The sequence below is a fragment of the Pleurocapsa sp. FMAR1 genome, from assembly GCF_963665995.1.
Classification (GTDB): Bacteria; Cyanobacteriota; Cyanobacteriia; order Cyanobacteriales; family Xenococcaceae; genus Waterburya.
In genome coordinates, this window is the sequence record NZ_OY762512.1 from 4,427,200 (window position 1) to 4,447,668 (window position 20,469).

The window sequence follows — 20,469 nt, forward strand, 5'->3', positions numbered from 1 at the left end:
TTTCAAGTTGGAATGATACGTTTATTTACGTTCAAGTCTACTAAATAGTTTTTACATGACTGAACAATGGGAAAAACCAGAGCAAAGAAAGAAGAGCAAATAATTATTGAAGTTTTTTTCTTACGCTTCTTTTACTATTTTTGCTCTCGATCGATTAACTTAAGCTTTTAGCATCAGTTAGAATTACTGATATATATTGTCGTTTTCAGACCGCTTAAAATTGTAAGATTTACCTACATACTTGCAGTTTGATAAACGAAGGATATATTTTTATGACCGTTGCCACTAATATTCCCGCTTTTTGTCAAGGGATTAAACACTTTAAAGAACAGTTGCCTGGTTTTGAGCAATACGGGCAGTCATCAGCAATTGCAGAAGGACAAACTGCGATCGCCTCGCCTACAGATAAGACAGCAGTATATCAAACTATATTGGCAGCAGATGCTTTACGCTATCTAACTCTACACATTACTGCCAGTAAGCAGTCAGGACACCCAGGCGGTTTTGCTAGTATCGCTGATACTATTGCTGCTTTGGTAATGTTAGGACATAAAAATATTGTTACCGAAGTCGGTCATCATGCCCCAGGATTTTATAGCAATGTCTTTTTAGATACTTCTCTAGAAACAATGGACATTAATAATGTTCAAGATCTCGGCGATCGCTTTCGAGAAATGCACGGGCTTTTAGGACATCTTTCAGGACAAATCCCTGGCTTACTTAGCCCCGCAGGACCTCTAGGACAAGGACAGCACTTTGCCATGGCAGGGGCAAAACTCCATCCTGGGGTCTTGTTTCCTGTAACTATTGGTGATGGTGGTTTGGGTGAACCCTATATCATGAGTAGCTTTGGGCATTTTAATACCGCCTTTCCCAAAGTGACTAACTTCTTACCTATTTTAGTTTGGAATGGTTATTCTCAAGAACATCACAGCATGGTTTCTACCAAAACCAATGAAGAGATGATTGCCTACTGGAAAGGTAACGGTTTTGCAGAAGTGATTTTCGTTAACGCCAAAGATTACGACGACACAAATCAGCCAGGAGACTATGTAAACAGCACTAGATTTTCTTTTGAAGCTAGAATGGCTTTTACTCAGGCAATCCTAGAGGCAACAGACAAAGCTGCCAAGTCGGCACTAGGCGGTAAGCTAACAGTTCTAATTGTCAAACAGCTTAAAGGTTCAGGAGTGCATAAAGATGGCGCACAGTCTCATAATCTTTACCCAGGAGATCATGTAGACAAAGATTATATTATGGCTGCCCTCCAACAAAGGGCTTTAACTCCCGAAGCCTGGCAGCTTGTACGTAATAATTATCTTCGTTCTAATGGTGGCGCAGCAGCCCATACAGCCGTTACCGAACAAGAATACTCTATACCAGATTTAAGTAATATTCCCTTAGAAGAATATGCCGTTGGTGGCGATAAACAGGTTGCCACTACAGCCATGGGGGCGATCGCTGTTTATGTCGGGCAACAAGACAAAAACTTCATTGTGGCAAATGCTGACGGGAATGCAGCCTCAGGCATCAAAAATATCAATACTGCTTTAAAAATTATTCACCCCACCACCGACGAAATCTATTTTCAACAGCCCGAAGGACAGGTTTACGAACCTCTTAGTGAAGATGCTTGTGCTGGATTGGCAGCAGCACAGGCTTTATTTGGGGCGCGGACTCTTTGGTGTTCCTATGAATCCTTTGCTGTTAATGGTTTACCTATCTGGCAGACGGTTACCCAAGCGATGACCGAATTACGCCGTACCACTCCCTCTACTATTACTTTATTTACAGCAGGGGCATTAGAACAAGGACGCAACGGCTGGACACACCAACGTCCTGAAATTGAGAACTACTTTGCAGGCATGATGCGTAATGGTAATATTTTTCCTCTTTTTCCCTGTGATGCTAACAGTATCCAAGCCTGTTATGAATGGGCATTAGGAACAAAAAACAAAGGTATAACTATCACTGCCAGCAAGTCTCCCTTAGCCATTCGCACGACTTTAGAACAAACACGGGAAGGATTAGCTAAAGGTGGCATTGTTCTCCAAGAAATAGATCCTCCCGAAGGTAAATGCGTTGTCTTTGCAGTAATTGGCGACATGACTTTAATTCCTACCTTTGAGGCTGCCGAACAGCTAAAATCTCAGGGTATTGGTTCAAGAATTATCTCTATAATTAATCCTCGTCGTCTATATCGTCCTACTGATGTGGCTTGGGACACTTGCACTCGTGAACAGGATGGTGATTTTCTCAATGATGCTGAATTTTCGGCGATGTTTGCTGGTAATGCCCTGATCGGGGTAACTGGTGGTTCGAGTGCCATGCTAGAACCTGTAATGTTGCGTAGTAATAGTAAACGAGACGTTTTTGCTTGGAAACGAGGAGAAACTGCTTCTAGTGCAACTCAAATTATGGAATTTAACGGCATTACTGCTGATAATTTTGTTAAACGAGCAATAGAGTTGATCGGCTAAATCGTAATATGGAAAAGGTGGGCATTTGCCCATCTCATAGCTATATACAACTTGAGAGAAATTAATAAATTGATGAATTTTGTTGAACATTAGAAGTGACTTAGATCAACAAAAGAAATATTTACGCTAACTAAGATTGTAGAGTAAATATTTATAGTGATTTGTCTAAATTACTCATCATACATGAATTTATATAAGAAAACTTTCACTATTTTTGGAGTAGTAAATATTGTACTTTTATTATCTCAATCTATTTCTAACTCTCAGGAAGTAAATAATTATGATGATTACAAACTATATTGTAGTCCAGGAGCATATCAGTATAAAGTTCAGAGTCCTGAATGTGATGTAAATCAATCCAAATATTCACACAGACTTGAAGATGAGCTATTGCCCAAAAAAAACATCAATTTTACTGATTTTAAGTCAGTTTCTATAAACGACTGGAGAAACCCTGACCCGAAAGTTCCTTGGTCAGAGCCAGTTTTTGTTGAATCAAAGTTTGGCAATTATCTTGCAGTATTTGATAAAAATTATAAAAAATATGGAGATGGTTTTTTTAGTCGGTTTGATGAAGAAGGAATTATATCTAAATGGACTGGTGAAGAATTATCAATTTTCTCTTATGAAAAATTAGCTTGTGATGCACTTTTAGGGTGTAAAAGAAAAAATATAACTCCTGTAGGAGATTCAATTGAAGTATTAGTGGATGGTTTGGCATTCAAAATATATGGAGACAATGGTATTTTTCCTATTCCAGGTGATTTAATACTCGCTTTACAAAAAGCAAGTGTTAATACAGATATTACACTTCGTATTAATGGTTCAGTTATTAGCGATATTGGAAAAAAAACCTCAAATAGTTTAAAGGTGCTTTATTCTGTTGAAAATAATAATGAAAAATCAAATAGTTTAATTGAAGAAAAAATATCCGCAGTTGAATCTTTAGATGAAAATAGCAATGTTCAAAAAATTGTAAGTTCAACAACTCCTGGAGTAGTTAAAATTCAAACCAATTCTGGCTCTGGTACTGGATTTATTATCAGCAAAACAGGTTTGATATTGACAAATAGGCACGTAGTAAGCGGTAACGATAAAGTCACTGTAAGTTTTTATGATGGAACAATTAAAGAAGCACAAATCTTAAAAAGAGATCGAATGGCTGATATTGCTATACTAAGAATCAATAATTACTCTGCTAATCTAAAACCACTACCTCTTTGTCATGCACAATATCCTATTGTTGGAGAAGATGTAGTAGCAATAGGAAATCCTTTATCGCTCAACTTTACAGTCACTAGAGGCATTGTAAGTGGTATTCGCCAAACTGAAAATCAATCATTAATTCAAACCGATGCTCCTATAAATCCTGGAAATAGCGGAGGACCATTATTAAATCAATATGGTGAGGTTATAGGAATCATAAACGCTAAAAAATTTGCAATGGGAATCGAAGGATTAGGTTTTGCTATACCAATAATTGAAGTGTTGAATAATCTAGGATTAGAAGTTGAAACTCATATTGATAATCACTTAAATCGTTGTGGCAATCCTATTCAACTATCCTCTAAAAGTGAATTTTTAAATTGAATATCACCCTATCTAAAGTTAAAAGGCGATCGCCCGATTAATTATTTTCCTAGTTTTTTAAAGCGATCGCCTTTTTTTTTACGATAAACTGATACCAACGCCAAAACAAAATTAGCTGAGGATAAAGTTATCTGTCTTAAAATCCCAAAATAGATGAGATTGCTGTTGTGACTTAAGGATTAATTGAGAGCCTTTGATAATTTCTCCAACTAAATTACATGAAATGTTTCTTTCGTTAAATTGTCTTTTGACTACATCTAAATTTTGGGGCTTAATTGATAGTAAAAATCCGTAACTAGGAAAGCAGAGTAACCAGGTTTCTAGATCTACATTGACGGGACAGACAATATTATCTAAATTTAAAACCGCACCACACTTAGAAGCTTCAATTAACATCAATAGAGTCCCGACAATTCCCCCCATGCTAATATCTTTACCAGCATTGCAGAGGTTATTCTCCGCTAAATAAGGAAAAATGGTCAAATTCTCTTGTAATTGACTTGCTTTGGCTTTGGTAGCAGCATTCCAAAAGGGAAATTTAGAGTGCATTTCCCCCTGCAAATCTATTGCCACAACTAGCAAATCTCCAGGTTGGGCTGCAAAACTACTAATCAACTTTTTTGCCCGTCCTAAAATAGACACGCCTAAAGCATTATAGACGCTGTGAAAATTAGTATGTCCGCCAACAATGGGGACATTAAAAGCTTCAGCAGCAGCCTTCATTCCTTCCAGCATTGGTATGGCTTTAGCGGTATCTTCTGTCCAGATCGTATCAACAATGGCGATCGCTTTTCCACCCATGGCTGCAATGTCGCTCACGTTGACCATAACTGCACACCAACCTGCAAACCAAGGATCTGTCTCTACTAATACGTGCCATATTCCTTCAGCAGCTAAAAGTAAATAACCATCGCCGTCGGGGATAGCAGCGCAATCATCACCAACCTGTATCTGATTATCTGTTTGTAAACCTAATATTTGGCTGACAACCTGAATATCTTGCTTTTGGATTATACCAAGTGACTGTTTGAGTTTTGCTGCTAGCTGTTCGAGATTTAGAGAAGAGAAATTGCTCATATAGAATAATATCTGCGATCGCCTAACTATAGTTACAGACATTTGTATTAAAGCAAAATGTATTTTGATAGCGAATGCCATGCGCCCCTACATTAGAAATTACGTCTTAACACTCTTGACCATTGCTATAATTAACGGCGATCGCCATAAACTAGTTCTTTCTAACTATACTGAATAAGCGAATTATTGAATAATCATTTGCTATTTTGCTCGATTCATTTTCTTTTCTGTTGAGAGCGTGCAAATTGTATTTCTGTCATCTGACAGAGACATAGCTTAAAGTTTCTTAATATATTTAAAGAGAGTAAAATGAGTCCACCAATAGCGATACGCAATAAATATGTTTGGAACAGAAAATCTTGGGGAGCAAGCACTCAACAAAATTGCCGAATTAGCTTTATCTTCTCAACTAGAAGATGCAGAGCGTCTAGAAGTCAAAGTTAATACTGCTCCAGAAAAACTAGCCAATGGCGAGTTAGAATCGCTTTTAATCAAAGAGGAAGGATTGATTATTGAAACCGATTTGCGGGTGGAAGCGCTAGAAATTGAGACAAAGGCGATCGCTGTCAATCCTTTGAAAGCTTTAACAGGCAATATCGAGCTTACCCAACCCACCGAAGGAACTGCCCGTTTAGTTTTAACCGAAACCGATCTTAACTGCGCTTTGAACTCACCAGAACTTAGAGCCAAAATTGATGTTTTAGACACATATTTAACAACAGGACAGGGAAAGCTGACAGTTCCCCAAAAAAAATGCCAGTTTCGCAAAGATGGAACAGTAGCGGTAGAAGCTCTAGTTGAGTTACAACCATCGGGCGAGACTAAAGAGGTGGCATTTACGGCAACCCCCAAAATTGCGCCAGGAAATAGAAGCGTCGTGCTAGAGGATATTCGATACGAGCCAGGGAAAGAGATATCAGAAGACTTAACCCAAGCGTTTCTAGATAAAGCTGAAAAAATGTTAGACTTGCGTAACTTTGAGAAACAAGGACTCGCTCTACGCATTCATCGCCTTACTGTAGAAGCTGGTCGGATAAAGCTTTTGGCGGTAGCGGATATTACTCAATTTCCCACCCTCTAATTCGTCTTGACAATCTTAAGTTTAAAACTGTTCGGGCGATCGCCTAAATCATGATAATTCAGCAACGCCCTACCTTTTCCCTTAAAAGTTTATTTTTATCTGCTACGATTTAAATTTAAAAATTATCTTTTAAGCCAAGCTTGAGTATTTTGCTGTAGCTTTTGAGTTAGCAACCAGTAAATAATCCTTACTCCAATGCTGGTAAATACAAGTAAAGTTGACATAGCTGCTGCTGGTGCAATATCTCCTGCATCATCCATATTCACGATCGCCACTGCTGCTAGAGGTAAATCCGAAGGGTAGATGAAAATGATTGCCGAAATGGTAATCAGAGCGTTAACAAAGTAATAAATGCCAATTTCTAAAATTGCGGGGAGAGACATCGGTACTGTAACTCGCCAGAAGGTTTTATAAAAGGGAACAGATAGAGATGCCGAAGCTGCTTCAAATTCGGGATCTAACTGTTTGAGGGCGGTATTGGCAGTTAGGAAACAAACTGTATAAAAGTGAACTACGTTACATAGTACCAAGATGCCCATCGTACCGTACAAAAAGTTGAAGGGATTGAGAAAAGCAAATTTAGTTATGGGAATGGGAATTAATTTTTGATTAAAGAAGAATACATAAGCAAGACCTAATACTAATCCTGGTAATGCGAGGGGAAGAGTAGATAGAAAATAGTTTATTCCTCTTAGCCACGCTACGCCTTTACCTTTTTCGACTAAATATGCACCGATAAATACGGCGACTGTTCCCACAACTGCCGTATAGAATGCCATGCGAATACTGTTCCAATAGGCTGCATAACCGCCACCGCCAACTCCACTAAAATCGTAATGGCGCAGACTAAGACTAAAGTTATAGGGCCATACTTTTATAACAGAGGCAAAAATAATTGTGCCAAAAACTGTTAAAGCTGCTGCAACCAATAGAGAGCAAAAAGCAAACATCGTCCAGTCGAGGAAAGCATTAGGTTTAGGTTTTAGAGGTACAGCTTTGGCAGTTACTAAGGCTGTTTGTTTTCTTTGAATAATGCGCTCGACCACAAAGGCAATTACCGTAGGTACTAACAAGAACACACTGATAGTTGCACCCATAGAAAAGTTTTGCTGTCCAATTACCTGTTTATAGATATCCGTTGCTAAAACGTTAAAATCTCCCCCGACAACTTTGGGAACGCCAAAATCGGTAAAAGCTAAAGTGAAACAGACAAATATCGCGCTAATTAAGCCATACTTAACGCCAGGAATAGTAACGGTGAGGAAGGTACGCCATTTGGGGGTACGTAAAACTTCGGCTGCTTCATACAGACGAGCATCAGTGAGGCTTAAAGCGGTAATTAGAATTACTAAGGCTTGAGGAAAACAGTAAAGCACCTCGCCAATAATAATGCCGTGTGAACCATAGAGATTGATGTCCCAACCAGTCAGGCGATCAAAAAACCCCGTGGTAACAATACCCTGATTACCAAATAGATAAATTAAGCCGATCGCATGAGCTAATGGGGGAATATAAAGAGGTAACATTGCCAAGGTACGAAATAAACCTGTGACTGGCATTGCCGTTCTAGTAATTCCATAGGCAAAGATAAATGCCAGCAATACTGCAATTAAAGTAGATGCGATCGCAATATATAAACTATTGGTAAATGATTGAGCCAGTGAAGGGGTAGTCAAATATTTGACGTAGTTTGCTAAACCAATAATATCGCCATTGCGGTTTTGAAAACTGCGAATCAGCATCGGGTAGAGAGGAAAAACCACCCCAACCAATAGAAATAGAGTGCCTAAAGCAATGAAGGCTCTCATGATCCAGTCTTCAGAGGTGATAGTATGACCCTTTTTCTGGGGTTTTACCGTTCTTGAATTAGTTACAGTAGTCATAATTACATTCTTTAGAGACGCAATATGGCGGTAGGGGCGATTCGCAAATCGCCCTTACAAAATTTATTCGGGAAATATTTGAATCAATTCTGGTGGAAGCTGAATCGTTAGAGTATTGCCAACGTTTAAATCTAAGTTTCTTACTTGATTGATCGATAAATTGATCGATAATTTTTCTTGAGAACTTCCTGCTAAATGTAGAATTACTAAATAAGAAGAACCTAAGAACTCTGACCCCTCAATTGTTGCTTGATACACATTTGGTAAATTAGCCATATTTTCATCACTTAGAGGCAAAATATCTTCTGGGCGAATGGCTACAGTTATATTGTCGCCAACATTGATGCCTCTTTGGGGTACATCAAAACTCAACGTGCCACAGCGCACCTTTCCAGGTTCAACTACTTGTCCTGGCAAAAAGTTCATCGTGCCAATAAAATCAGCTACAAAAGCAGTATTAGGCTGTTGATAAATAGCGTGAGGCGTACCTACTTGAGCAATATACCCCTTGTCCATGACCACAACGCGATCGCCCATTGCCAGGGCTTCTTCTTGGTCGTGAGTTACCATTACCGTAGTAATTCCCAGTCTTTTTTGTAGTTGAGCAATTTCTGTCCGCAGTCTGACTCTAACTTTGGCATCTAATGCTGACAAAGGTTCGTCTAGTAATAACAAACCTGGAGACTGTGCCAAAGCCCTTGCTAATGCTACTCGTTGTTGCTGTCCTCCAGACATTTGGGCAGGATATTTCTTCTCTAAGCCTCCCATGCCTACCATGTCTAATAATTCGCTAACTCTAGCTTTGATTTGTGGTTTAGACTGCTTGGCATTTTCTAAACCATAGGCAATATTTTGAGCAGCAGTCAAATTGGGAAATAAGGCATAAGATTGAAAGACAATGCCAAAATCCCTTTTTGAAGGTGGCAAATTAGATACATCTTTACCATCTTGAATAATACGTCCGCTACTATGTTCTTCTAAACCGGCGATAATTTTCAATAATGTGGTTTTACCACAGCCTGAAGGACCAAGCATACAGACAAATTCACCAGGATAAACATCTAAAAAGATTTCTTTAAGGGCGGTGAAGTTGCCAAAATTTTTGTAAACGTTTTCTACCTGTAAATAAGGTTGTGATAGATGCCTATTTTGAATTGCTACAGCAGAATGATGCGCTGTTTGGATATCGCTTTGCGTTCTAAAAGTTCTCTTTTTTTCTGAAGGATAAGTCATAGTTTTGAAGGATGAGGGATGAAGTAAGAACCAGTTATTAGTTATTAGTCCCTGCGGCGAGTACCCCTTGGCTAGTTATTACTCTTCTTTCGGTTCGGACTTGGAATCGTAACGGCTAGTCCATTCTTCAAGGATGCGATCGCGATTTTGAGCAGCCCAATTAAAATCATTTTTGATTAACTGGGCTGTAGGATCGGCTGGATACCCTTCTGGTGCTTTGACGTTAGTTTTTGTTCCTGTAATGGCAAAGTTTTCGGCGTATTTTTCGCTAACTTCAGGAGAAATTGCCCAGTTTAAGAACTGTTTCGCTTCAGGCTTAACGTTATCTTTTTTAACTAGGGCATTAGCTTCAATATCCCAACCCGAACCTTCTTTAGGAAATACTGCTTCAATAGGTTCGCCATCATTCTTTTGCTTGACTGCACGATAGTCAAAAGAAACGCCAATCGGATATTCTCCTGCACCTGCTGCTTTACAAGGTTTAGAGCCAGAGTGCATATATTGGGCTACATTTTGATTCAAAGCATCCAGATATTGCCAGCCTTTTTCTTCTCCTTTGAGTTGCAATATAGCCGATACGGAAAGAAAACCCGTTCCCGATGAGGCGGGATTAGACATGACTATCATGTTTTTATATTCAGGCTTGGTTAAGTCATCCCAAGATTGAGGAACGGGTACACCTTTTTTCTTTAACTCCACTGTATTCGCGCAGAAGGCAGACATCCAGGCATCAATTCCTACCCAGTGAGGCGGAGTGCGGTCGTCTTTCATTTTGGGTAATACTGTATCAACACCTTTTGGTGCATAAGGTTGCAGCATTCCCTCTTCGTCGGCAACTAGCAAACTAGAAGCTGCTAAACCCCAAACTACATCCGCTTGAGGATTACCTTTTTCTGCTATCAATTTAGCAGTGACAATTCCTGTAGAATCGCGCACGATATTGACATTGACATCAGGATTTTCTTGCTTAAATAATGGTAAATATTCAGAGATTTGATCGTCTTCCAAGGCAGTATAAACAGTAATTGAATCTTTACCTGCTTTGTCGCTTACTGCGGTGGCATCACTATTCCCCTCAGCTAAATCGGGCGTATTAGTTGATGCTTGCGGCTGTTGAACGCAACTAGTTATACCTACAGATAAGAATAAGGTCGTACTAGAAACAATACCTAAAATTACTTTTCTTCTATTACTAAACATAAATCAAGTTGAGATAAAGACCTTTTTTGTATAGTTGTCTAAACAGGATTATCTTAAGCCTGAATTATTAAGTAGGTTTTATTATTGAGTTAAGAGAGGTTTAATCTTTAAAAGAGATTTTTTTAACTTTTAAATATTAAAGAAAATACCTTTCAGTAATGCGGAATCAAAGATTATATTTAGCTAGTTAGTACCAGTTTCATATCATCACCACGAAACCGAGTTATACCGTACTCAATTACTCGTCCTTGTTGATCTTCATTGATAGATTCAACTAACAAAATCGATTGGTTTAATGCTATCTGTAACGTCCTGGCATCTTGTGGTCTAACTTGTCTGGCGGAAACATAAGTACTGCGACGAATATGTTCGCAGCCGTAAACTTCTTGCATTAATTTAGAAACAGACTCGATCGCCTCTAAATGCTGTAATAGATCGGGAAAAATAGTTAGAGGAAAATAGCTTGTAGTCAGAAGAAGAGGATGCTTGTCCGCAAATCCTAGCATTTGGACTATTGCTACTGGTGCGCCGATCGCTATTTCTAATTTTTTGGCAATGTCTGGTTCTGCTGGTATTTTAGCCGTCTTGAGTAGTTCGTAACTGCCTTTTTTCCCCTGTGCTTCTAAAGCTTCGTTATAACGTACCCGTTTACCAATAGGATACTCTAAAGGTGGAGTAGCAACGAAAATACCTCGTCCTTTGTCAGTTCTTAATAAGCCTTCATCTTTTAGTAAGGCGATCGCCCTTCGTAGAGTATGACGATTTACGCCAAAGCGATCGCTTAACTGATGTTCGCTAGGTAGTTTTTCTTCAGCTTGATACACTCCCTGCTGAATACTTTCTCTTAGCTTCTGAGAAATTTGAATATAAAGGGGTAAAGCCTCATAGTTCATTACCATTTTTGCTTTTTGAGTTCTTGACTAAAAACTAGATTTGTTGTCTAAATTAACTACTTTTGCTACGACTGATGTTTAGTATACCTATATAGACATCTAGATAGCAATTTCTATACAAATTTTTCTTATTGACCATTGATGATTGTTTGATCGAGCGTGGGAAGAGCGATTACTTTTTTCTGCTATCTTGGGGAAGATATCAAGCTGATGATATTTCTACACGATTGTTAAAAGTGTATTGTTTGAAAGTTTCGCTTCTATGCTTTTGATAATTTCAGCAAATTCGACTTTAGCTTCGGCTTGAAGACCTAAACAAGTAGAGATCCCCTGAGAATCGGTACTGAGTATTTCTGAAAGATTGAGTTTGAGATAGTCACTCTCTTTTCTGAGAGAGTAAGAATGTATATGCATAGAATCACCTAATTTACTTGGTTTTGATAAGTGACTAAAATTAAATTCTTTCTTCATATAGTCAAAAAAACAATCTTGAACAATAAGTACAAGATGCTTGCCTATATGCTCAAAAGTATCAATCTTGTGATGCAGTTGAACTAAAATAGTTTTTGCTGTCATTTTCCAGTTCATCCCAAATTTTTTCTTTGAGGCAACATCTTTTTCAGCAACATCAATTCCAAAAGATTTCAAGAGTCTTTGTCTTTCGGGATAGACAGTTCCAGTTGTGTCTAATGTTTGAAACTCAATGCCTACAAAACCTTTTACTTTGTTGTCTCTAGCAGATACTAAAAAATAATCAATACATCCACCAGGTATATTCACTTCAGAAACTACATGAAATTCATTTCCAGGCTCATGCTTAGTCAATAAGTGAACGCAATCAGTAAAAACTTGTTTTTTTTGTAGCAAACGCTTGGGACAAATAATAATGTCTCGTTTTTCTTTTCCATAATTTACAGTACAAGTTCCAATCGAAATCTCTGGCTCACTTTTTCTAACTTTAAAACACTTAGTGTTTGTGTAAACGCAAATCTGTTCCTCAACAATTTCCTTCCATTGTTCTTGTGGAACTGATGGAATATTATGTCCGAATAATTCAACAATTTTACTCATCAGCGATTTCTGCAAAATAACGTTCTTTTGATATTCCAATATATTCTTGAGATATATCAATACCAATGGACTTTCTTCCCAACCGTTTCGCTACCAGCATAGTAGTTCCTGTTCCTGCGAAGGGATCGATAATAATTCCGTCTTCTGGACAAGTCGCCAATATAGGAATCTTACAAATATCTTCAGGATAAGCCGCATAATGTTTTCTACGCTTTTGTGTATCCTCTGGAAGAATATCCCATACATCTCTTGGTTTACTTCCTTTCGGATGATATTTCAGAAAATAGTATCCTTGATCGCGTAGCTCTTTTGCTCTCCCTGATATCCGCTCTGATTCTGAATGCGTAGTACGCTGCTGACCTCTAATAATCATTCTAAAATCAGACAATTTATCTCGACGAATTTTGTTGAGAATTACTTCTAATGCTTTCAATGCATTTTCTTTTTCTTGTAGTGTTAACTCAGTTGATAATTCGATTTGCCGTTTATAGCGAACACCACTAACACCAGTAGCAGATATGACTTTTCCATTTACCACTTTGGACTCTGACGGTTTAGACCTTATAGCATCTGCATTGTAATAGTAGCCTTTGGGCTTTTTAACAAAGTGAAAAAGTTGCTCATGGACATTACCCAATCTATCTTTTGTGTTGTCTTGACCTCCTTTAACTTTGTTCCATATAATTTCGTTGCGAAGAATCCAGCCTTGATGGTCGATCATTTCAAGGGCTACTCTCCAAGGAATTCCTAACAAATGTTTAGCTTTGTAGGAATCACCAATATTAAGCCAGAATGAACCAGAATCTTTTAACACCCTTTGTACTTCGGCAAAGATGTAACAAAGATTCTTGATATAATCTCGATAATCTTTTTCAAGACCTATCCCGCCATTGGCATATTGTCTTTTTCCCCAATAAGGAGGCGAGGTCATAACAAAATCAATTGATTGATCGGGTAGCATACTAAGAACTTTCAAAGCATCTCCTTGCAACCATAGTGGATCAATACTGTCCGAAGTTAAATAAGAACAAAATAAGTTTTGAACATCTACCTCATCCACTAAATTGTTTAATTCGTATTTTTCTTTGAGCATTTCGACAGATAAATTTGACCCCCTAAAATAATAACTCTGTTAGAGCTTAAAAATTTTAAGACTACTTTCATATCCTGATAGAGATCGCCAATGAAGATTTTGTTAGTTGAAGATGAATCAGACTTAAAAGCTGCTTTAAAATAAAGTATAAAGACGTGAAGCAAAATCGGCTTTTCTCGCGATCACTACTGCTGACAATTTCTTTGGATTCAGAAATTTGATTGATTTTAAAAATTTATTTTGCTAATCTGTAAGAAAAGCTATCTAGACAACTAGACAAATATTTAATTCATAAGTTGGCGTTGCTGAATCGAGGTATGATTCTACAATTTTCACTACTGAGTAAATTAATTAAAAGCTAAGAGCTAAAAGCTGATGGCTAAGAGCTACGAACAGATTACTTTTTGGTTTCATACTTCAAATCAGCAACGCCAAGTTTTCATACCCATTAGATACAAAAATAATATCCATGTCTCCAATTCAGTTAGTCGTGTTTGATATGGCAGGTACAACGGTCAGAGATGAAAATGAGGTCTTTGACTGTTTTATGCAAGCTACCCAAAAGAGTGGTCTAAAAGCAGATCGAGATCGCCTTAACTCCATGATGGGATGGGCGAAAAAAAGAGTATTTGACACTTTGTGGACAGAACAAATTGGTCAAGATCATCCAGACTTGGAAACGAAAGTAGATGATACATACGCTGAATTTAAAAGAGTTTTAGAAAATCACTACCATACTCAACCAGTACAACCCACAGAAGGATGTTGGGAATTATTTGCTTGGCTTAAGTCTCAAGGGATTAATATCGCTCTTAATACGGGCTTTTATCGCGAAGTTACCGATATCATTTTGCAGCGACTTGGTTGGGATAAAGGTTTAGACAGTAACTATGTCGGTTCATCCGAATCGATTATTCAAGCGACCGTAACTCCATCCGAGATTTACAACAACGAAGGTCGTCCCGCACCCTATATGATTCAAAAAGCGATGTATAAATTGGGTATCAAAGATCCACAAAAGGTAATTGTCATTGGTGATACTCCTTCAGATATTCAAGCAGGAGTTAATGCTAATTGTGGTTGGTCTTTGGGAGTGACTAACGGTACGCATACAAGAGAACAACTGGAAACATCGCCTCATAATGGTTTATTGAATTCTTTGGCAGATCTAAAGCCACTCATAGCTAGTTTGTAATACCTATCTCAGTATTTTGCTCACAAGACCATGAATCTAACTATGCGAAGCGGTATTCCGTGGGACTCGCTTGTTGAAGATATCGTTACTATTTTTGAAAAAAAAGGCGATTGCCAGTATGGAGGCGAGTCCATTAGTCAACTAGAACACGCTTTGCAGTGTGCAACTTTAGCTGAAGCAGAAGGTTCAAGCCAAGAGTTAATTGTAGCTAGCTTATTACACGATCTGGGTCATCTTCTTTCAGACACGGAGGAAACTAGCCAGAATGACTTTCACGGGGCGTACAAGCCTCGCCCTTCGAGGACGAGGTCAGCCCCTCATGAATATAAAGCAATTCCCCAATTAAAGAAGCTTTTTGGCTTTGCTGTTAGTGAACCAGTCCGTCTTCATGTAGAAGCAAAAAGATATCTTTGTGCGATCGATTCTAACTACTGGGAATCTCTTTCGCCCGCTTCCAAACAAAGTTTAAAGTGGCAAGGTAGAATTTTTTCCGAAAAAGAAGCAAAAGCGTTTATCGCTCTACCTTTTGCCCAACAAGCTGTGCAATTAAGACATTGGGATGACGAAGCAAAAGTTGTTGACTTATCAACTCGCGATCTAAATTATTTTGTTCCTTTTTTAACTGCTTGTATCAAATAATTAATTAACTATGAATACAATTAATCAGACAGATATTATTGTTGTTGGGGCGGGTATTGTGGGTATGGCTCACGCTCTAGCTGCTGCTAAACGAGGCTATAAAGTAACTGTGTTTGAGCGCAATTCCTATGCTGTAGGTGCGTCAATCCGTAACTTTGGCATGATTTGGCCCATAGGACAACCCCAAAGTAAACTGCGTCAAAGAGCCTTAAAATCCAGGGAAATTTGGAAACAAGTAGCACCAAAAGCTGGTTTTCATCTCAACCAATGTGGTTCGCTGCACCTTGCTTATCGAGAAGATGAACTAGCTGTTTTGCAAGAATTTGTTAAGAGTGAAAAAGATAATTCTGATGTTGCTTTACTTTCCCCTAGTGAAGTAACTGCTAAAAGCCATGCGTTAAAGAGTGATGGCTTGTTAGGTGGGTTGTGGAGTGCCACAGAAATGATTGTCGATCCCAGAGAGGCAGTAAAAAAATTACCTAGCTTATTAAATCGAGAATACGGCATTGAATTTCATTTTAGTACTGTAGTTACTAATATTGAATATTCCAACCTCATTGCAGCAGGGGAAAAATGGAAGGCAAACAAGCATATTTTTGTCTGTAGTGGTGCAGACTTTGAAACTTTATATCCAGATGTTTATCAGAAAAGCAATATTACTAAAGTTAAGCTACAGATGATGCGGACTATACCCCAACCAGATAATTTTCGGATTGGTACATCTCTTTGTGGCGGACTAACCTTAACTCATTACAGTGCATTTAATGATTGTCCTTCTTTACCTGCCTTAAAAGACCGAATTTCGATAGAAACACCTCACTTTCCAGAATGGGGCATTCACGTCATGGTGTCACAAAATTCAGCAGGTGAATTAATTATTGGTGATTCCCATGAACATGGATTGAATCCAGAACCTTTTGATAAAGCAGAAATAAATCAATATATCCTCGATTACCTTAAAACCTTTGTTCGCGTCCCCTCATTAGAAATTGCTGAGACTTGGCATGGAGTTTACGCTAAATTACCAGGAAAAACCGAATTTATCGCTCATCCAGAATCAGGAGTAACTATTGTTAATGCTCTTAGTGGTGCAGGTATGACTCTTTCTTTTGGATTAGCTGAAGAAGTAGTAACTAATTTGCAAGAATCTATGAACTTGGTGGCTGTTGGTTAATTGTGAAGATTGAGCTACCAACGGTTAAAAAATCTGTTATGGATCGAGAAAAACGAGTGGCTTGTTGACTTTTTTTAGGTTACAGCAGGCTTTAATTATCGATCTTTGACACATCTAAATCCAGCAAAAATCTGTCTTACCTCTGGATAATACCAATTGCGAAAAGTAGTTCTTAGCACTGAATTATTAGTAGCCCAACTACCGCCCCGCAATACTCGGTGTTGATTGTCAAAATAAACTTCTGAATAACCAGGATAAGGATAATTATTAAAGTTTGGATAAGCAGCAAACCAAGAAGCTGTCCACTCCCAAACATTACCTAGCATATCTCGACAGCCATATTTACTTGAATCTAGATAAGCATCTACCGAGCTAGTATGTCCAATTATACGGTGATGATTTGAGTTTAAAGATGCTCCTGTTGCCGCTTTTTCCCATTCCGCCTCCGTAGGTAGTCTTTTGTCGATAAATTTTGCATAGGCTTCGGCTTCGTAATAGCTAACCCCACATACAGGATGATCGATCCAATCTAGGTTATCTGACCAAAATAAAGGCTGAGAAACGGGGTTTTGCTGTAGCCATTGCCAACCTTGTTCACTCCAATAATGACGCTTTTGATATCCTCCCGCAGCTATGAATTGATAGTATTGTCCACAGGTTACGGGATAACGATCGATCCAGTAGTCATCTAGGTGTACCAGATGAGCAGGATATTCATTGTCTAGAGCTTGAATAGCATTACTACCCATAACAAACTCCCCCGCTTTAACTTTGACCATTGCGTCTAATTTAGCCGTCTTGTCAGTCAAGCTTTGAGAGCCAAATTGGGAGGTTGAGTGACTAAAATTAATTATGTTGTGGCGCAAATCGTGGGCTTGCTGATGCAGTTGCCAAATAAAAGTAATAGTCTCGCTGTGTTGGCTTTCGTGTTGAATTAGCCACCGCCAAAGACGCTCTTGTTTGGCTACGGGGGCAATTTTTAAATAGTCAAATACTTTGGCTCTAACAGCTTGCAAATAGTCCTTAATGACCATCATGCTAGGTAAATGTTGACGCTCTTGTTTTGGTAGTCCATCGGCAGAGAATAAACGTTGATACTCAGGAAATAAAGGAGCGTATCCGCCAAGGTATTCTAAAATCCAGTAGGCTTCAATAAAAGCTATATGACCAAAGTGCCAGCCAATAGGACTAAACTCTGGATGAGCCTGATGAGAAAAAAAAGAATGATCGATTATGGACAGCAGATCTAAAGTATTCTGGCGAGTCTGGTATAGTTCTGTAGCAATAGATTGTTTATGAAAGGGAATTGAGGCTAATTTCAAGATTTTCTCCTACACCAATAATGCTATGTTCTGGGAAGCTAATCCAATTACCCTCAAACATAGGCTCTGAGGCGATAATTACTGCTTCTGGATAAGCTGAATCGTTTTTTATATAGTATAAGCTAGGACTAGTCTCACGGTTAGAATAGCGACAGGCTGCTAATTCTTTGCCATTACTCAAAACTATGTTGGCAGAAAAGCATATTTCATCTGGTTGGGCTAGTTTTGCTAAATGAGTAATAGTATTAGTTAAAGCCTGTTGAAGAGTAGTGTTTTGGTTATTGTCTAGCTCATTAACTACCAGGGCAAAAATATGTTCTGAATCTGTAGTGCCTTCAATACGTTGATAGGCAAAATCGTCTAGGCTATTGCGGATAGGTCGGTAAAGGGTTTTACGAAAATGATCGATAAAGCCATTGTGAACAAACAAAAGATTTTGATGGTTAAAAGGCTGACAATTTATCATATCTACCGAAAGATTGGAAGTCGCACTCCGCACATATCCTAAGTAACATTTAGATTCGATGTAGTTTGCCAACTGAGGTAAATTAGCATCATTCCAAATAGGTAAGATGTTTTTATAAGTGTATGGTCGATTTTGTTTTGACTGGTTGTACCAACCTATGCCAAAACCATCAGCATTTAATAACCCCGCAGTCATTTCGCGGGGTTGATAGCTTTGGACAATCAAAGAATGGTTTGGCTTAATTAATATACGGTCTAACTGAATCGATGAACCTAAATAGCCTAATAATCGACACATTAAATTTGTAAATACTCGGTTTTCTGTCTGTTATATTCAATCATGGCGTTGGAGATCTTGAGCTATAAAAGTTAGCTGGATTAGTTCAGCCCAATCAAATACATATAGAACTAATTCTAATTTAGCTTGAATAAATATTGGCACAAAACAACGAGGCTAGATTAATTTATCTACCCTCATTGCAAGGTCAAATTAATTGGGGGAATAGAATTAAAGCTTGATATGACAGATTGTCTTCTGTTACTATAATACTATTAATTCCCCTTAATAGTTTCAGAGGGTTGCAAACAAATTAAGGTTTATATTATTAGAATAATAACATATTTCCTGAATAAGATTAATATTTAAGCGATCGCCCTGTCAGAAGCTAAGTCTGTTAAAAACTGTTGACGATCAAACTGGTAGCCTTCAGCTAAAAAGTCAACTATTCTGGCTGTATCTTCTAAGGCGTTTTGCAAACAAGTAGAAGCTCCTGGGGAAGGAGTAATGTTAAAGATAATTTTATCGCCAATAATTTTGGCTTCTCCCATTTCTAAAGCCTGAGTATTAAGATTTACTACCTGTGGTCGAACGCCACCATATCCCTTAGCATAGCTAAGATCATTTAGCTTGATTGCGGGAATTATTTTCTTTACTTCTTTGATAAATAGTCTTTTGCCAATAACAGGAAAATCATAAATAAAATTAAGGGCAATATAGTTACGAATAACTGGATCTGCCAAGATTTTTAAAAAGCTAATCGCTGCTTTCATACTCATGCCTGCGGTTTGAAAATATTCCAGTATGCTGGAGTAATTATGACGTTCTAATAGTGGCAATACTTTGGCTGTTGGTCCAAAACGGGCGATCGCGCTATTATGGACTTCTGGATCGCCGTGAATTGCTGCAAAGGGTAGCTTTTGACGCTGTACAGTGTATACTTTGCCATTAAGTACCCCAGGCGCAAAGTAAAAACTTCCCGCCACACTAAGCAAAGCGTAATTTAGACCATAGCCCAAGGATTTGGCAAATAATAGACTATGCGCCCCTGCTGCTATGGCAACAGTTTTGGCTTGAATAATTTTATCTGCAATTTTGATTTGATATAGATCGTTTTTTTTAGTTATTTGCTTGACTTTAGTATTTAACAACAGGCTAATATTCTTATCTGATTTGTGCTGAGAATTAACTAAAAAAGAGCGAGCCAAAAGATTAAAGTCTACTGTATAACCTTCATCGGTAAATAGAGCTATAATCTCTTCTTCTGTAGACCTGTTTTCCAGAACTTTTGGTTCTTTGGCTGCTATATCTGCCTGATTCAACAATCTTAGATCAGGAAAAAGTTGTTTAAACTCTTGATATCTATCTTTTAATTTTTGGCACTGCTCTAGACCAACTCCTAAGACCATTTTATGATATTTGGTATAAATATCCTGCTGGCTATCGGTTTTTAATAAATAGTTTTTAACCAAGCTAGCTCCAGCATTAACCTTCTTAGCTTTGGCTAAAGTATAGTTAGTTTCAATATCACCAAAGTGAAGAGTTTGGCTATTACTATTAGTATAAGAATTAACTAAAGCAATATCAGATTCTTTTTCGATTAAAGCAATATTCTTAATATTGGTATAGTTGCTTAGGGTATATAGTAAAGCTGTGCCACAAATACCACCACCGATGATCGCAACTTCGTAGGTTTGATTATTCATAAAAATAAACTAGGGCAGCAGTTCGTTAGCTACAGAATACTTTTTCTTGGTTTAGTCAAATTTTGAGGCAAATTAATCACACTAATATCT

Annotated in this window: 16 protein-coding genes; 6 read left to right on the forward strand and 10 right to left on the reverse strand. The window is 38.1% G+C overall.

Translation table 11 applies throughout. The annotated features are described in order from the left end of the window. Positions 1-272: 272 nt before the first annotated feature. Entirely contained in the window at positions 273-2,480 is a 2,208-nt protein-coding gene (locus tag SLP02_RS21620) for a phosphoketolase family protein (protein WP_319422785.1), read from the forward strand. 183 nt (positions 2,481-2,663) lie between these two features. After that, entirely contained in the window at positions 2,664-4,070 is a 1,407-nt protein-coding gene (locus SLP02_RS21625; RefSeq protein ID WP_319422786.1) for a S1C family serine protease, read from the forward strand. Between the two features lie 111 nt (positions 4,071-4,181). Here SLP02_RS21625 and SLP02_RS21630 read toward each other — a convergent pair whose 3' ends face one another. Next, on the reverse strand, positions 4,182-5,189 hold the full coding sequence (locus tag SLP02_RS21630; protein WP_319422787.1) for a sll0787 family AIR synthase-like protein: 1,008 nt from the start codon (positions 5,187-5,189) through the stop codon (positions 4,182-4,184). A gap of 298 nt (positions 5,190-5,487) precedes the next feature. Here SLP02_RS21630 and SLP02_RS21635 point away from each other — a divergent pair, with 298 nt between their 5' ends. After that, positions 5,488-6,228, forward strand: coding sequence for an LmeA family phospholipid-binding protein (locus tag SLP02_RS21635; RefSeq protein ID WP_319422788.1), 741 nt, complete (start codon positions 5,488-5,490; stop codon positions 6,226-6,228). 122 nt (positions 6,229-6,350) lie between these two features. Here SLP02_RS21635 and SLP02_RS21640 read toward each other — a convergent pair whose 3' ends face one another. From SLP02_RS21640 to SLP02_RS21665, 6 genes are all read right to left on the reverse strand, one after another. Beyond that, positions 6,351-8,111: a putative 2-aminoethylphosphonate ABC transporter permease subunit gene (locus tag SLP02_RS21640; RefSeq protein ID WP_319422789.1), complete on the reverse strand. Its 1,761-nt coding sequence runs from the start codon at positions 8,109-8,111 to the stop codon at positions 6,351-6,353. Between the two features lie 63 nt (positions 8,112-8,174). After that, positions 8,175-9,344, reverse strand: coding sequence for a putative 2-aminoethylphosphonate ABC transporter ATP-binding protein (locus SLP02_RS21645; RefSeq protein ID WP_319422790.1), 1,170 nt, complete (start codon positions 9,342-9,344; stop codon positions 8,175-8,177). 78 nt (positions 9,345-9,422) lie between these two features. Further along, on the reverse strand, positions 9,423-10,544 hold the full coding sequence (locus SLP02_RS21650) for a putative 2-aminoethylphosphonate ABC transporter substrate-binding protein (protein ID WP_319422791.1): 1,122 nt from the start codon (positions 10,542-10,544) through the stop codon (positions 9,423-9,425). Positions 10,545-10,723: 179 nt separating this feature from the next. Beyond that, complete coding sequence (gene phnF / locus SLP02_RS21655; RefSeq protein WP_319422792.1) at positions 10,724-11,443, reverse strand: phosphonate metabolism transcriptional regulator PhnF; 720 nt, start codon at positions 11,441-11,443, stop codon at positions 10,724-10,726. 213 nt (positions 11,444-11,656) lie between these two features. Next, positions 11,657-12,508, reverse strand: a complete 852-nt coding sequence (locus tag SLP02_RS21660; protein WP_319422793.1) for a NotI family restriction endonuclease — start codon at positions 12,506-12,508, stop codon at positions 11,657-11,659. Then, a complete protein-coding gene (locus SLP02_RS21665; RefSeq protein ID WP_319422794.1) occupies positions 12,501-13,601 on the reverse strand; it encodes a DNA-methyltransferase in 1,101 nt (366 codons plus the stop codon). The genes SLP02_RS21660 and SLP02_RS21665 overlap by 8 nt, the downstream gene beginning before the upstream one ends. A gap of 469 nt (positions 13,602-14,070) precedes the next feature. Between SLP02_RS21665 and SLP02_RS21670 the strand changes: the two genes are divergently transcribed. From SLP02_RS21670 to SLP02_RS21680, 3 genes are read left to right on the forward strand one after another with little or no spacing between them, the layout of a single operon-like run. Continuing rightward, positions 14,071-14,796 carry an HAD family hydrolase gene (locus SLP02_RS21670; protein WP_319422795.1) on the forward strand — a complete coding sequence of 242 codons (726 nt, stop codon included), beginning with the start codon at positions 14,071-14,073 and terminating at the stop codon, positions 14,794-14,796. A 30-nt stretch (positions 14,797-14,826) separates the two neighbouring features. Beyond that, positions 14,827-15,435: an HD domain-containing protein gene (locus SLP02_RS21675; RefSeq protein WP_319422796.1), complete on the forward strand. Its 609-nt coding sequence runs from the start codon at positions 14,827-14,829 to the stop codon at positions 15,433-15,435. Positions 15,436-15,445: 10 nt separating this feature from the next. Then, complete coding sequence (locus SLP02_RS21680; RefSeq protein WP_319422797.1) at positions 15,446-16,609, forward strand: TIGR03364 family FAD-dependent oxidoreductase; 1,164 nt, start codon at positions 15,446-15,448, stop codon at positions 16,607-16,609. A gap of 95 nt (positions 16,610-16,704) precedes the next feature. Here SLP02_RS21680 and SLP02_RS21685 read toward each other — a convergent pair whose 3' ends face one another. The 3 genes from SLP02_RS21685 to SLP02_RS21695 form a co-directional block, all read right to left on the reverse strand. Beyond that, entirely contained in the window at positions 16,705-17,931 is a 1,227-nt protein-coding gene (locus SLP02_RS21685; RefSeq protein ID WP_319422798.1) for an SUMF1/EgtB/PvdO family nonheme iron enzyme, read from the reverse strand. Beyond that, a complete protein-coding gene (gene egtC, locus SLP02_RS21690; RefSeq protein WP_319422799.1) occupies positions 17,903-18,694 on the reverse strand; it encodes an ergothioneine biosynthesis protein EgtC in 792 nt (263 codons plus the stop codon). Before egtC ends, SLP02_RS21685 begins: the two co-directional genes overlap by 29 nt. A 344-nt stretch (positions 18,695-19,038) precedes the next feature. Then, complete coding sequence (locus SLP02_RS21695; protein WP_319422800.1) at positions 19,039-20,379, reverse strand: FAD-dependent oxidoreductase; 1,341 nt, start codon at positions 20,377-20,379, stop codon at positions 19,039-19,041. Positions 20,380-20,469: the final 90 nt, after the last annotated feature.

What these genes read in the sequence shown, in the direction of transcription:
- SLP02_RS21635 (WP_319422788.1), top strand. Translation starts at nt 5,488, where the DNA reads ATGTTTGGAACAGAAAATCTTGGGGAGCAAGCACTCAACAAAATTGCC.
- SLP02_RS21665 (WP_319422794.1), bottom strand. Translation starts at nt 13,601, where the DNA reads ATGCTCAAAGAAAAATACGAATTAAACAATTTAGTGGATGAGGTAGAT.
- SLP02_RS21630 (WP_319422787.1), bottom strand. Translation starts at nt 5,189, where the DNA reads ATGTCTGTAACTATAGTTAGGCGATCGCAGATATTATTCTATATGAGC.
- SLP02_RS21660 (WP_319422793.1), bottom strand. Translation starts at nt 12,508, where the DNA reads ATGAGTAAAATTGTTGAATTATTCGGACATAATATTCCATCAGTTCCA.
- SLP02_RS21625 (WP_319422786.1), top strand. Translation starts at nt 2,664, where the DNA reads ATGAATTTATATAAGAAAACTTTCACTATTTTTGGAGTAGTAAATATT.
- SLP02_RS21675 (WP_319422796.1), top strand. Translation starts at nt 14,827, where the DNA reads ATGAATCTAACTATGCGAAGCGGTATTCCGTGGGACTCGCTTGTTGAA.
- SLP02_RS21695 (WP_319422800.1), bottom strand. Translation starts at nt 20,379, where the DNA reads ATGAATAATCAAACCTACGAAGTTGCGATCATCGGTGGTGGTATTTGT.
- egtC (WP_319422799.1), bottom strand. Translation starts at nt 18,694, where the DNA reads ATGTGTCGATTATTAGGCTATTTAGGTTCATCGATTCAGTTAGACCGT.
- SLP02_RS21680 (WP_319422797.1), top strand. Translation starts at nt 15,446, where the DNA reads ATGAATACAATTAATCAGACAGATATTATTGTTGTTGGGGCGGGTATT.
- SLP02_RS21620 (WP_319422785.1), top strand. Translation starts at nt 273, where the DNA reads ATGACCGTTGCCACTAATATTCCCGCTTTTTGTCAAGGGATTAAACAC.
- SLP02_RS21670 (WP_319422795.1), top strand. Translation starts at nt 14,071, where the DNA reads ATGTCTCCAATTCAGTTAGTCGTGTTTGATATGGCAGGTACAACGGTC.
- phnF (WP_319422792.1), bottom strand. Translation starts at nt 11,443, where the DNA reads ATGGTAATGAACTATGAGGCTTTACCCCTTTATATTCAAATTTCTCAG.
- SLP02_RS21640 (WP_319422789.1), bottom strand. Translation starts at nt 8,111, where the DNA reads ATGACTACTGTAACTAATTCAAGAACGGTAAAACCCCAGAAAAAGGGT.
- SLP02_RS21645 (WP_319422790.1), bottom strand. Translation starts at nt 9,344, where the DNA reads ATGACTTATCCTTCAGAAAAAAAGAGAACTTTTAGAACGCAAAGCGAT.
- SLP02_RS21650 (WP_319422791.1), bottom strand. Translation starts at nt 10,544, where the DNA reads ATGTTTAGTAATAGAAGAAAAGTAATTTTAGGTATTGTTTCTAGTACG.